The sequence below is a fragment of the Snodgrassella sp. M0351 genome, assembly GCF_016100575.1.
GTDB classification, from domain to species: Bacteria; Pseudomonadota; Gammaproteobacteria; order Burkholderiales; family Neisseriaceae; genus Snodgrassella; species Snodgrassella alvi.
In genome coordinates, this window is record NZ_JACFSG010000001.1 from 160,242 (window position 1) to 175,155 (window position 14,914).

General features: G+C 37.7%; 9 protein-coding genes and 1 tRNA gene. 9 read left to right on the forward strand and 1 reads right to left on the reverse strand.

Annotation, left to right across the window (positions count from 1 at the left end):
* Positions 1–89: 89 nt before the first annotated feature.
* Positions 90–165, reverse strand: a tRNA-Ala gene (locus H3V01_RS00670).
* Between the two features lie 239 nt (positions 166–404).
* Between H3V01_RS00670 and mltG the strand changes: the two genes are divergently transcribed.
* The 9 genes from mltG (at position 405) to H3V01_RS00715 (ending at position 14,884) form a co-directional block, all read left to right on the forward strand.
* Positions 405–1,409: an endolytic transglycosylase MltG gene (mltG, locus tag H3V01_RS00675; protein ID WP_198185660.1), complete on the forward strand. Its 1,005-nt coding sequence runs from the start codon at positions 405–407 to the stop codon at positions 1,407–1,409.
* A gap of 15 nt (positions 1,410–1,424) precedes the next feature.
* Positions 1,425–2,051: a dTMP kinase gene (gene tmk / locus H3V01_RS00680; protein WP_198185662.1), complete on the forward strand. Its 627-nt coding sequence runs from the start codon at positions 1,425–1,427 to the stop codon at positions 2,049–2,051.
* Positions 2,048–3,037, forward strand: a complete 990-nt coding sequence (gene holB / locus H3V01_RS00685) for a DNA polymerase III subunit delta' (RefSeq protein WP_198185664.1) — start codon at positions 2,048–2,050, stop codon at positions 3,035–3,037. The genes tmk and holB overlap by 4 nt, the downstream gene beginning before the upstream one ends.
* 9 nt (positions 3,038–3,046) lie before the next feature.
* Complete coding sequence (locus tag H3V01_RS00690) at positions 3,047–3,406, forward strand: PilZ domain-containing protein (protein WP_037391894.1); 360 nt, start codon at positions 3,047–3,049, stop codon at positions 3,404–3,406.
* Positions 3,406–4,188 (forward strand): TatD family hydrolase, encoded by a 783-nt coding sequence (locus H3V01_RS00695; protein WP_198186408.1) that lies wholly within the window; start codon positions 3,406–3,408, stop codon positions 4,186–4,188. Before H3V01_RS00690 ends, H3V01_RS00695 begins: the two co-directional genes overlap by 1 nt.
* Positions 4,185–4,976, forward strand: a complete 792-nt coding sequence (locus tag H3V01_RS00700) for an MBL fold metallo-hydrolase (protein WP_041879260.1) — start codon at positions 4,185–4,187, stop codon at positions 4,974–4,976. Before H3V01_RS00695 ends, H3V01_RS00700 begins: the two co-directional genes overlap by 4 nt.
* Positions 4,977–6,820: 1,844 nt before the next feature.
* Positions 6,821–9,175: an SdrD B-like domain-containing protein gene (locus tag H3V01_RS00705; RefSeq protein WP_198185666.1), complete on the forward strand. Its 2,355-nt coding sequence runs from the start codon at positions 6,821–6,823 to the stop codon at positions 9,173–9,175.
* 1,276 nt (positions 9,176–10,451) lie between these two features.
* Positions 10,452–11,042 (forward strand): rhodanese-like domain-containing protein, encoded by a 591-nt coding sequence (locus H3V01_RS00710; RefSeq protein ID WP_198185668.1) that lies wholly within the window; start codon positions 10,452–10,454, stop codon positions 11,040–11,042.
* Positions 11,043–11,080: 38 nt separating this feature from the next.
* The gene (locus H3V01_RS00715; protein ID WP_198185670.1) at positions 11,081–14,884 is read left to right on the forward strand and encodes an Ig-like domain-containing protein; all 3,804 of its coding nucleotides are present in this window, start codon (positions 11,081–11,083) and stop codon (positions 14,882–14,884) included.
* The last annotated feature ends 30 nt before the right edge of the window (positions 14,885–14,914 follow it).

A 14,914-nucleotide genomic window follows, 5' to 3' on the forward strand; every position in this document is an offset into this window, starting at 1 on the left:
GCTACGAAATAGGTTAGATAAAAGGTTAGACATTTTCATACCAACAAAACAAAAGGACTCAGCCATTTAAGCTAAATCCTTGTTTTATTTGGTGGAGGTAAGCGGGATCGAACCGCTGACCTCTTGCATGCCATGCAAGCGCTCTACCAACTGAGCTATACCCCCACTGTGTGCAGCAAGTTACTGCAGAATAGGTTGCGCATTTTACCTGAACTACCGAATTTTGCAAGCACTGATTCAATCTTTGCTGAGAATGAGAGAAAATATGGTTTTCAACCGGTATGATTTTTGAATATAACACTTATCCCATAATAAACATGGATTGATAATGTAGTCGCATCTGATAATTAAATTTATACTTACATGCTAACCCAGATTTTTTGTTCTCAAACAGGAAAGCGTTTATGCAGCGCAAAAAAAGACAGACTATACTTTTAATATTAACAGGCTTACTGGTATTTGCGCTGATGTGGGCAACACTTTTATTTCTGCCTAAAAGCAATACAGGCTATCGGTTAAAAGTACCGGCAGGCTACGGCATTAGCGGAGTAAGTCGTAATTTATCTGCTAATGATGTGATTTATAGCCGCTGGGTTTTTGTCGGTACTGCTTATATGCTGGGTATGGGAGATAAAATCAATCGGGGTAATTATCGCATTCCCCATTCAGCTTCCAGCTGGCAAATTTTACAAAGGCTGCGCAACGGTAAACCAGACAGTATTACGGTGCAGATTATTGAAGGCAGTACATTTGCGCAAATGCGCAGGTTAATTGATAACACACCGGATATTGAGCATATTACGAAAGACTGGCCGGACAGCAAATTGCTACAGCAGCTAAATGTTGAAAGTAATTACACTCAGGCGGAGGGACTGTTTTTTCCTGCTACTTATGATATTAGTTCAGACAGTAGTGATTTATCTCTTTATCAGCAGGCATTTAATACGATGCAGCGACATTTACAGACTGCATGGGAAGAGCGTCGCAGTGATTTACCCTATCAGTCTGCTTATGATTTACTAATTATGGCCAGTCTGATTGAAAAAGAAACCGGTCATGCTGAAGACAGAAACAATGTAGCAGCTGTATTTGTTAACCGACTCAATCAGCACATGAGATTACAAACAGATCCTACTGTCATTTATGGTATGGGTTCCCGTTATAAAGGCAAGATTGGAAAAGCGGATTTACGCCGTGATACACCATACAATACTTATACTCGTTCTGGTCTGCCGCCTACTCCTATTGCGTTGCCGGGTAAAGCAGCGCTCGAAGCAGCGGCACATCCGGCCAATAACAATTATCTTTACTTTGTAGCGCGAAATGATGGTACAGGACGCAGCCAGTTCAGCCACAATCTGAATGAACACAATGCTGCTGTCCGCCAATATATTCTGAAAAAGCATTAACCGGGTTAACTATAGATGAAAGCAAAATTTATTACTCTGGATGGAATTGACGGTGCCGGTAAATCAACCAACCTCAATACCATACGTAACTGGTTTGAAAAACACCAGCTGCCGGTACTCTTTACCCGGGAACCCGGCGGTACGCCCATTGGTGAGGCATTACGCGAATTATTATTAAACCCGGCTACTCATGCTAATGCCCGTACTGAAACTCTGATGATATTTGCTGCACGCCAGCAGCATCTGGATGAGGTCATTAAACCGGCACTGGAAAAAGGCATACATGTAGTCAGTGATCGTTTTACCGATGCTACATTCGCCTATCAGGGAGGTGGACGTGGTTTACCACTGACAGATATCACTATTCTGGAAAACTGGGTGCAGCAGGGTTTTCAGCCCGATTTAACTTTATTACTGGATGTACCTCTTACAGTTGCACAGCAACGTCTCAGCCAGAATAGCCATCCTGACCGCTTTGAACAACTGGATGCTGCGTTTTTTGAGCATACTCGCGCTGTCTACCTGGAACGTGCTGCGGCCACACCCCATCGCTATTCTGTTATTGATAGCAGTTTGAATCTTCAGGATGTGGCACAGCAAATTAACCAAGGGTTAGCACAGTTGTTTGGATTAGATTCATGATTTATCCATGGCTTGAACCAGTCTGGCAACAGATAGCCCTGCACTGGCAGCAACAACCGCATGCATGGCTGCTTTATGGTCATCCGGGAATTGGTAAACGGGAATTTGCTGAATATCTGGCACAAGCATTGTTGTGCGAGTCTCCGGGTACTAATCATCAGCCGTGTGGTGAATGTACATCCTGTCATTTATACAGTCAGCACAGCCATCCCGATTTTCTGCCGGTTAGCCCCGAAGAAACAGATGGCGAAGGCGGAGAGCGTAAACAGCCACTGATTAAGGTGGAAACTATACGTAACGTTCTGGATTTTGCTCATCTGAGTGCTCATCGTGGCGGCAAACGTGTAGCTCTGATTTATCCGGCAGAAAATATGAACTTGCAAGCAGCCAACGCACTGCTGAAAATTCTGGAAGAACCGCCGCAAGGTATGGTATTTATTCTGGTAAGCCATCAGAAAGATCGTCTGTTACCAACAATTAAAAGCCGTTGCCGGCAAGTGGTGTTAACCATACCTGCGCCTGCACAGGCACTGGCTTATGCACAGCAGCAACACGGAGATAATGCAGCTGAACTGTTAGCCTTTCACGGCGGAGCCCCCTTGTTTAATGAAAACGACAGCCATACCCGGCTGCGTAACGAATTAATTACCTTGCTGGTTAAGCCGCGTCTGATTGCTTTGCTGGATTATGCCGCTACTTTTGATAAACACAAACTGGCTCTGGCTACTTTTCTCGACTGGCTGGCTAAATGGTTACTTGATCTGTCACTGGCTCAGCAAAATATGCAACCTATGTATTACCCTGTATGGAGTAAGGCATTAAATGAGATTAGCCGGCAAGCAGATACATTATCGTTGTTTGCCTTAATTGATAAAGTAAACAAGCTTGCCCCTTACGGTAAACATACACTCAATGTTAAAATGCAGCTGGAAGATTTATTAATTGAATATCTGAATATTTGGCAGCAAAAAAACATAAAATCATAAAGGAAATTTATGGCCGAAGCTCCTGCTAATCTGCCGGGCAAAATGCTCAATTTAACAATACCCGACAAACCGGAACTGTATCGCAGTTACATGGCTTTTCTGCAGCATGGTGGTCTGTTTGCTCCTACCACTGATACATTTAATATGGGTGAAGAAGTATTACTGGTCGTTAACTTGCCAGAATTCAACGAAGCTAAATATTTGCGTACCACTGTAGTATGGATCAACACCGCTACCACTTCCACCGGACAGCCACAGGGTATCGGGCTGGCATTTGGTAAAGATGAAGACAGTATTGCAGTAAAACAGTCAATTGAAGATATTTTGCCCGGATTACTGTTAAGCGAACGTACTACTTATACTTTATAATCATGCTTATCGATTCACACTGCCATTTAAATATGCCTGATCTGGCTGTCAGATTACCGCAAATACTGGAAAATATGGCTCAGGCAGACATAGGTCAGGCTATTGCTATTAGCGTAGACCGTACCAGCGCTGCTGAGGTACTGGCGCTGGCCGAACAGCATACCAATCTGTTTGCCAGCGTTGGTGTTCATCCTGAAGATCAGAATTCAGCAGAAATGAGTGTGGATGAACTGGTTACCGCTGCCCGACATCCAAAAGTAGTGGGTATCGGAGAAACCGGACTCGATTATCATTGGTGTAGTGGAGATCTGGCATGGCAGCATCAGCGCTTCAGTACGCATATTCAGGCATCTAATCAATCCGGCTTACCTCTGATTATCCATACCCGGGAAGCTGCCAGTGATACATTGCGCTTGTTGCATGAAAATCAAGCACAACAAGGTGTGATTCACTGTTTTACAGAAGATACTGCATTTGCCAAAGCTGTACTGGATTTGGGTTTTTATATTTCCTTTTCCGGAATTGTAACCTTTAAAAATGCCAGACAGATACAGGAAGCCTGTCGCTATGTTCCGTTAGACCGAATACTGGTGGAAACTGATGCTCCCTATCTGGCACCTGTGCCTAAACGCGGTAAACAAAATGAACCAGCTTACGTGCGTTATACTGCCGAATTTGTAGCACAACTGCGCGGAGACAGCATCACCAGCATTGAAGAAGCTACAACGGCTAATACCTATCGGCTTTTTAGTAAAATTCCGCCAATCAGCAATCAGTCATGACACAGATTACTGTTACTGTTCTTGGCTGTGGCAGCTCATCCGGTACACCGGTTATCGGGTGTGACTGTCCTGCATGTATCAGTACAGATCCCAAAAACCGGCGTACCCGTTGCAGTGCACATGTACAGATTGGTGAACAATACTGGCAAATTGATACTGGTACTGATTTTTATCATCAGGCCTTACAACATAAACTGCAGCGTATTGATGGTGTGCTTTATACTCATCCGCATGCAGACCACCTTAACGGCATTGATGATTTGCGTGCATTCTGCTACAGACAACGTGCAGCTATTCCTGTTTACGGACACCATGACACCTTGTCCAATATTCAGAACCGTTTCGATTATGCCTTTCTGGAACAGAATAACCATTGGAACCGGCCGGTATTACGTGCATATGAACTGCCATTGAATCAAGGTGAAAATAGCGTTCTGACTATTGAAGGTGTACCTGTATGGCACTTCGGTGTACCGCATGGTAGCTGGACAACCAGTGCCTTTCGTATTGGCAACATCGCCTGGTTTACCGATCTTAACCATATAGATGAATCTATATTTCCGTACTTAAACGGACTGGATTATCTCTTTCTCGATTGCCTGATGGATACCCCATATCCAAGTCATCTAAGTACCGAACAAGCTTTTACTTATGCTAAGCGTATCAATGCCAGACAAACTTACTTCATTCATATGACTCATAATCAGGAATATTACGCACTCAAGCATCGCTGCCCCAAAAACTGCACACCGGCTTATGATGGTATGGTGGTAAGCAGTCATTATTAATTTTTTTATTAAGAATAGTCTAACTTTTACAAGTAGAAATTTTTTGATTGCAAATAAATTTCTACGATTTATCTTATCACGGATTACTAATTTATTTGTTTTAGCAGGCTCAGTATCAAAATATTTTCATTTATACAATTTTTATTGGATTTGCCTTGCAATTAATACTTTCTTTATCACTTGCTAAATACAGTTACCTGTATTCTTAGAAAATAAAATTGATACGGTATTGCTCTGATAAATAAACGGATTATGGTGTATTGTTCAAAGAGCTGAAAAACAGATTTAATACCTGAATAATCAAAACACAAATGTTAATGATTTATCTGAAAATACACTAAAATTTTAAGTGGTAAATTGCACAAATTTGCTCATTATATCTCTGGCGCTTGATATCAAATGATTGCTCTGTTACAAAATATAATCATTCTGATTAAAAGCTTTATGCATCGGATGTATCTTAAGACATTACCGTACTTTTTTAACAATCATGCTGATACGAATTTTATAGGTAATATCAGTATCAGAATAGAGGAGTTGGTGTGAGATATATATGATGTTTCTTCTGATAATAGACAAAACGCACTTTTTACCGATATAAGTAATATAAAAACATATTCACAGTATAATTTGGTGAAGGTCTTTAATCTAACTTCTAAGGCATTAATACAGGATGTATTATCTGTCTAGAATTATTGAACAGGATTAATAGTATGGATTAACACTTGCAAAGTATGTTAAAAACAGAGTATAGTAAGAAAAATATTTTAAAATTTAATTGTGTGATACAGATATTTATAAATACATTGTTTCTGAATAATGTGATTTTAGAAATTTACTTTTAAAGTTGTGAATGAATAAAAGAGAAATAACAAGGAAATGGAGTTTAATTTTAAATTATCGGTATAAAATACTTAAATAAGTTCCGGATGAATTAATAATCATATTTAATATTTGAGTTATTGACACAAAATTATATTTTTATTGAAATCATTTAAATTATCTTGGTCAGATGAATAAATAGTAGATTAAGTTTCAAATATTGCTGATATCACTGATTAAAGATAAAGTCAGTATTTAAAAAGCTGTTATATTTAAAGAAATAGATGTCTGCTTAATTTTAATGTATATTTAATATGAAAATGGCATTTATTTATTGGTTATTTTAAATTTGAATTGAATAAATAGTATTAGCTTTTATGGTTTGCTGCAGGTATTAATATCATTGTTGAGTTTGAATTAAAAGTATTTGTATTATTATTATAATACTTGAAATAAATAATATTTTGCTCACATATATCATCTATTTTACCTGTAATTACTTCATTAATCTGCATAATTTAAACAACTGACGCGCTTTTATTAAGCTTTGGTTGTTATAGTTAAATTTTTTTCTGACAGAATGCAACACTGCTGTCAGCGTAGTTAGTTGTTGCTCTTAAATGACAAATAATTAACTGAATTGTAATAATAGCATTATATAGCTAATGGAATCCGCTTATACTTTATAATTTATTTGGAATAATTATTTATAAGCATTTATAAGTAATTATCTATCTGAAAATTACAATAAGCATAACTTACTTAAATAATAGAACATACGGATATAAAAATGGAGATTAAGAGAAATTTAAAGATAAATCAAATTTGAATTTAAATAATAGATTAAAGGGAGAGTAAACAGATAATTGGATGGATATATGAAATTATTGAATACAATATCTGTAAATTCAACAAGATAAATAATGATACGTGAAGGTTAAATAATGAAGGCTAACCTATTAAAATACTTTAAAGGGTTTTGCCATATACTGACTCTGTTGGCATTTTTTTTCTGCAGCATAATGCCCGCCAGACCAGTATTTGCGCAAGATGCAGAATGTGCAGAAGTTAAAATAGTAATTGAGCAAAAGTTATCTTTTGAGCGGCAGGCATTTGATGCACGAATGCTAATTAAAAATGGTTTGGATACCAGACTGAAAAATATACGGGTTGAGTTAGTTTTTACTGACAAAGATAATCAGCCGGTTGAGGTAACCCAAAAAACTGAAGATGATGAAGCTAAATTTTTCTATCGGATTAACTCCTTGTCAGGAATAGATAATATTAACGGAACAGGACAGGTGGCTGAAAAATCCAATGCAGATATTCACTGGCTGATTATACCGACCTACGGAGCAGCTAAAGATAAAGATACGCTTTACAACATTGGTGCTAAGCTGACTTATGAGCTTAATGGTCAGGAGACCACAGTAGATGTTGTTCCAGACTATGTGGTAGTGAAACCCCAGCCATTACTGTCACTGGATTACTTTTTACCTGGTGAAGTTTACGGAGATGATCCATTCACGCCAGAAGAAGAACCTCCGGTTCCGTTTGCTTTGGGTGTACGCATAAAAAATGAAGGTAAAGGTATTTCCTATAGAACCATGATTGATTCTGCTCAGCCCAAAATTGTGGAAAATAAAAAGAATCTGCTAGTAGATTTCAGCATTCTGGGCAGTTATATAGGCAATCAGCAGGCAGGTAAAAGTTTGTTACTGGATTTTGGTGATATAGAGGCCGGTGCTGTAGCTGTCGGTCTCTGGAATATGACGGCCAGTCTGTCAGGTACATTTACGGATTTCAAGGCCACATTTACTCATGCCGATACTTTAGGTGGTGCGGTTACCAGTCTGTTAAAAGCTACGAATACACATACACTGATCCATGATGTGAAAGTCGATTTGGCCAGCAGTGATAATATTACCGATTTTCTGGCACGTGATGGCGATGCCTTGCGCCTGTATGAGTCTAATGGTGTGGACACTAATGTAACTGACCAGAGTAGTAAGGCTGATTTAAAAGAAATCAGCAACAGTTACCAGCTAACATTCCCTGCATCTAAAGGGTTTGTTTATGCAAAAGTACTCGATCCTTTTCATGGTAGCCGACAACTGAAAAATGTTGAGCGTTCAGATGGTAAGCGCTTACTAAATGATAATGTCTGGTTATCTAAATCCCGTAATGAAGATCTGTCATGGTCTTATTATGTGAATGTATTTGATCATGATTCAACTGGTAAATATAATTTATTTATAAAAGGTAGCGTTCAGGATCAGGCAGTGATAGCCGGTATGGTATTTAATGATCTGGATGCAAACGGATTGTTGAATAATAATGAACCGGGATTGAATCATATCAAAGTTGTCCTGTCCGGAAAGGATAATGCCGGTAAACGCATTGATCGGGTTGCTTATACTAATGAGGCAGGTAAATTTATTTTCGAAAAATTACCTGCCGGTGATTATTCTGTCTGGGTTGTCGATGTAGAAGGAATGATTGATGGTCCTGCTGTTGCTGGTAGCGCCGGCGGTAATGCTGTTGCAGGCAAAATTGAGCACATTGTACTATCAGATGATATGCATGCAGACAATAATCTGTTTGCAAAGCAAAAAATTAGCCAGCCTCCTGCAACCGATAATGCCGACATTTCTATCAGTGCTCAAGCAGTGGAATGGAACAATTCATTACCTGACGATACTGCGCAAATATTGATCACGATTAGTAATCACGGACCTGAGATTGCCAATAATATTTATATTCAGCATGATTTACCTGAGAATCTTGAAATTACTGATCAGAAAGTTGTGGCAGGAAACTATAATACTCAGGATAAACGTATTGATAAACTTGCTTCAGGTGAAAGTACCACACTATTATTGACAGTTAAGATAACTGGGGATGATAAGGCAAGCCAGTTTACCACGCATATACTCAGTCAGACTAATGATCCTGATTTAAGTAATAATCAAATTAGTATTCCGGTTTTACCAGGAAAGGCAGATGTTGAGCTTGAAGTTGAAAAACTGGAACGTGTACCAACACTGCCTGCAGACAGCGTACAATTATTATTAACTATCAGTAATAATGGCCCGGCTGATGCACGTAATGTTTATTTGCAAACTGATTTGAGTTCTGATATAGAAATAACCAGCCAGAAAGTTTTGATGGGAAATTATCATATTAAAGATAAGCGGATAGACAGGCTGGCAGTAAATGATGCAACTATATTGTTATTAACCGTAAAAGTAACTGGTTCCGATAGAAAAGGGAATTTTGTTGCCCGGGTAGTAAGTCAGCTTACTGACCCAGATAAAAATAATAATACAGTTACATTTCCTGTATCAGTAATAAATCAGACAAAATCTGTACATTAAATGATGTATTTTGTTAATGTTTTTTGATTAAAATAGAAAATCGTACTGTAAAGTACGATTTTCTATATCCGCAAATTTAAACAAAAATATACACAATATACTAATTATTTGAAATTTTTATTGAAAATTATTTGCCTGTAAAGATTAAGGTATGATAATATTTACCAACAATTTAAATTAATTCTTCTTTAGAAAAGCAACATTGATACATTAATCTGATACTGAAAAGAATATTGAACGCAAAATTCAAAGTTCTGAAATATTCTTATATTTATCTGGCTATTTAGATTAATCAGTACATTAGTTAGTAAATTGCTGATTTCTGGTAAATAAATCTACAATTATTCAAAATACTTATCGTCGCATTATTTTGTCTGAAAATAATGGAAAATGAATAATGTATAAAATTATCTCCTATAGTATTTATCAGATAAGTAAATTAAACCTGTTAATTATTCCGAAAGCTTATGGAGTACTGAAAATTTTATTTTGTGTTCATTAGAATCAATATGAACTGATATTGGATGATATTTAAAAAGCTGATAATTCCTGTTTGATGTAATTTTGTACTAATATATAAATTAATGCCATTAAACTTAATTTGGGTACGAATTTTTATTATATGAAATATGTCTGCAGAAATAATTATTATTGAAATGCATATTAAAGTGAAACTGGATGATCTTTATTAAATAATTCATATGCAAAATCTTGGATGGAAATATCAGAATTTTATATTTATAGCATTTTAAATACTGTTGAAAACATAGAGGTTTAGATTTTTAATTTATATTTCAGTCTTTTGTTTACAAGAGTGGTAAGCAAAAAAAATCGAATTGATGGCTTTATGCATTATGAGAATAAAGCAATATAAGCTCAGAATCAGCTAGTAGATTATTAAGACAATTTTTCAGACTAATAACCAGTTTATATCTAGATATATAAAATTTAAATATTTTATCCTAATAGTAATCGGTGATTAAATAATAAATAAAAAGAATTAGTTATGCTTAGATTTAGTAAATTTTTTATCCTTATGTGCTTATTAGTTATCTATAAAACACTAATATTCGCACAAGATATTTCAGTATGTCAGAGCAATATATCTGATCCCGTAATATCGCCTGAGGCTATCAAATGGCCAGATAACCGGAATAAACAGCAACTGGATAAAAATTTCTGGCTGACAATGAATGAAATAAGTAAAAAGCAGCCGGATAATATTATTTTGGTGGATGTCAGATCAGGAATAAAAGAAAAAATTTCCGGATTAAATATGCTAACCATCCCACTTAATCAAATATCTGAAGCACGCTTTTTAATGGATAAAAACGTAATTCTGGTTGGCAGCGGCTTTGATCAGATTCAGATAAATCAGACTATTAATTATTTAAGAAAAAAAGGCTTTAAGCGTATTTTTGCTTTAACTGGCGGTATATATGCCTGGGATAACCAGCAAAAATCAGTGTCACTGCGCCAGCAGGAAATTTCACCGGAAGAATTTTTATCCGGAGGAAAAACCATACACTGGCAAATCATTTCTATAGGCTTAAATACCAAACAAGTATCTGCATTACCTGAGCAGCCAGTTAAACAATTTGCATTTACCCAAAATACAGTTTCAGAACTAAATCAGTTTATGCAAAAAAAATTTACTAATAAAGATACTTTTATTCACTATGTATTGGTTGGTGCAAATGAACAGGATATTAAATTGTTACAACAGCAAATTAAACTTAGTAAATCAGCCAATATTACATGGTTGCGAGGCGGAATAATTGCTTACCAGCATTATGTACAACAACAAACAAATTTAATTAACCATACCGGAAAGAGTTTATACAGATCTTGCCGATTAAACATATAGCTTACTTAAGGAGTTTTCTAACTAATGAGGGGTATAAAATGAATATTTATCAATACTGGAAAAACCGGTTTCCCGGTTTAAGCCGAACGGAAAGTTCAAAACTTAAAAACAAACAGAAAAATGCATTTGTAATGATTTTCTGTGCATTATGCACTATTGCATCTGCATCAGGCTATGCCGGAACAGATACCCATTTAAATGGTGATAATATGGTAAGTGGTGCATTGCCTATTGGTTTTGAGTTTAATTATTATGGCAAAAAATATAATAAATTTTATGTCACTACTAATGGCTTGCTGCAATTTGACAAACCTAAGAAAAATTATATCAATGCTTGTTTACCAAAAATTAATAATACGCTGTATGTATTCTGGGATGATTTAGTTACCAATGTCCCCGGCGAGCCTATGGGTAATATCAAATATGAAACTCAAGGGGTGGCTCCCAACAGGCAGCTGATAGTTCAATGGACTAATCAATATTTTAAAAATCCGAAGAATCCTCAGCCTATGGGTACTTTTCAGGCTATTCTTTATGAAGGCTCAAATCAGATTAAATACCAATATAGGTCTTTAACTGATGAGCGCAGTAGAGGTAACAGTGCAACTATAGGCATACAAGGTACTCGACCAAATACTGTCCAGATCGGTTGTAATAAGGCTGATACTATTCGATCAGAACAGGCAATCTTATTTACGCCCAATGGTAATTCAACAGCATACACTAAGAATGAAAATGCTGAATATGATTTCATTGATATTTCAGATTTAATCCCTCCGGCACCACAGCCTGTTGCCACTTATAGCAATCAGCCTCCGGCCTGGTCATGGAAAAATACTGATACATTTAATACATGGGAAATCGAGATTCAGGATACTGCCGGAAATTCTGTGCATAAAGAAGTGCTGAACCATGTGAATCGGTTTACTTTCGCTGATGGTTTAGAGGATGGCAAGTCTTATCGTGCCCGTATAAGAGGGAGTATTAATAATGGCGCTAGCTGGGAAATGTGGTCTCCATTATCTGCTCCAACCACAATTGATACTGTCAACCCAGTTGTTGAACTGAATAAATTCAACCGTATTAATAGCAATACTGTTCAAATTAGTTACAGCAGCAACGATAATTTAAGTGGGGTTGCTTCTGTACATTTGCAGATAGCAAATAATCCTGAATTTAATAATCCTTTGATTGATAAGGATATTAATGCTCAGGCTAATAGTGTGCAAATTGATGATGTGCCCTCTGCAGGTATTTTATATGCACGTCTGAATGCATTGGATAAGGCAGGTAACAGCTCTGGTTATACCAAAGCTACTGCTATTATGATTGCACCACCTGTACTTATTAATCCGGTTACTCAGGCAAAGATTAAAACCTCTTTATTAAAAGTTCAGGGTACGGCTGAAGCAGGTAGTAAAGTACAACTATATTTAAATAATCAATCGATTGGGAAGCCTGTAATAACGGATGAACAGGGTAATTTTAATCAGGATATCCGGTTATCTGAAGAAGGTAGCTATCGCTTGCATGCCATTGTGATAAATGGTTCTGCCAGCAGTGAACCTAGTGCTCCTGTAATATTTGATTTCGCTTTACCTGTACCTACAGGAGCAATCACAACACCCGGAGAAAATCAGACTCTTTCTGCCCCTATAGATATTCAGGTAGATGCAGCAGATGAACTGGGGATTGAAAAGGTAGAGCTGTTTATTGATAACAAACAATTTGCATCCCTGACCGAGCGTCCTTATCAGGCACACTGGCCGCTTAATATGCAGGATAATGGCAGTCATGAATTATCAGCAAAGATAACCAATACCAGTGGCAAAACCATAACCAGTACACGTACTGTAAATGTTAAGATTGAACCGCCGGCACCTCCGCCTATACCTTACAGCGGTAAAATAACAGCAATTAGCCCTACCGTCAGTTATGGTCCTCAGTCTGTTACAATTTCCGGTCAGGCACTATATCGTGCTGATAATACTTCTGCAGCAAATGTACCATTGAAACTGGTTTTAAATGTAAAAGGTTTTGAGCGAAAAATTGCTGTTGCTACAGATGAAAATGGTAATTTTTCCTATACTTTTACTCCGCAGGATTCTGATTCCGGTACTTATCAGGTTAGTCTCATTCATCCTGATGAAAAAACAGTTATCAGTCAGGGTAGCTTTGCAATTAACCGGATTGCATTCAATATTCAGGGGTATCAGCTTAAGGCACCGCGTACCATTCCAACCCCGATAACCGTAAATGCTACGGCCAGTACCGGTGCTAAAAAATTACGCTGGGTACTTGCAGCTGAGAATCAGCCGGATGGCGTATTGCCGCAAGGTATTAATATCGAGTCTGAAGCAATTGATATTGCGCCCGGACAAACACGTTCTACAACAATTAAATTTACTGCCGATAATAATGCTGCAGAAAAGGGGAGCTTATATCTCGTTGCATTTGCTGAGGATTCAGGAGATTTAGTACGCGGAAAACTGCAGATTAATTATCAGCTTGGTCAGCCAATGCCTGATTTGTATGCTTCTCCGACCTATATCCAGACTGGTTTGAAGCAGAATACAACAACCACGGCTAATATTCATATCGGCAATAAAGGTTTAGCAAAAGCCGAAAATGTTCAGGTAGAGCTGGTAGATGAGCAGGGTAATCCGGCACCGGAATGGGTATTTATTGCCAGTGACAAAAATATTAATGCAATTGCGGTTGATGAAAAAGTACCCGTGCAAATCATGGCTCAACCGGACAACAGCATAGCTGATGGTATTTACAATTTTATTATCAGAGTTTCCACGGGTGGAAAACTGTCCGGCAAGATTCCGGTAAGCATTTCTGTTACCCAAAGCGGACAGGGTATTGCATATTTTGATGTGGCTGATATTTACACGGCTACACTGGATGCAGAAGGTCAGCCCATTAAGGGGGTTAAAGGTGCAACCATTAAATTACAGAATGATAATGTTCTAACCGAACAATATACACTCATTACTGATAAAGATGGTATTGCTTCATTAAGTGAATTGCCGGCAGGTATTTATCGCTACCGTGCCAGTGCACCTAACCATATGGATGCCAGTGGCCGGATTGTAATTAATCCTGATAGTACTACTAATCAGCACATTTTTCTTGAATATCAGTTAGTTAATGTAGAGTTTGGTGTAACTGAAACTTCGATTAAAGATGTCTATGACATTAATGTTAATGCCACCTTTAATACACAGGTACCGGCACCGGTAATTTTGCTGGAACCTCTGTCGATTAATCTGGGTGCTATGCAGATAGGTGAAGAAAAAACCGGAGAGATTACAGTTAGTAATTATGGATTAGTTCAGGCAGAAAATGTTGTTTTAAATTTGCCTAAAACCGACTCCAGATTCAAATATGAATTTTTCGGAGAAGTACCCAGTGTGCTGAAACCAAAAGAAAAAGTAGTTATTTCATATAAAGTTACTGCTCTTGATCCGAAGCAGCCGACACTGTTGCGATCCAGAAGTGCTACGTTGCCTGATTTATTGCGCTCAGCACCTGCTAATAATGAAGGGGATTGTACGTTTTATGAAGTTAGCTATACAGAAATCCATCAGAGTGAATGTGCCAATGGGGATATCTCCAAATATATGAGTACTGGCCGATTTTTTCAGTATACCGGTAAAAAATGCTCTGCCAATGGTAATGGCACGGGTTGGGGCAGTGGTGGTTCATCAGGTAGTAACAGCGGAGGATTTGTCAGCAGTGGCAATATTGGTTCACCGGCAGCCGTGCCCATGTCGGAGGGGTGTGCACCTAATGCTCCGTGTTCGAGCGGAGGAGCAGGCGATGGTGCCAGTTAATAATAGTTAATCAATGAATTTATTTTAATA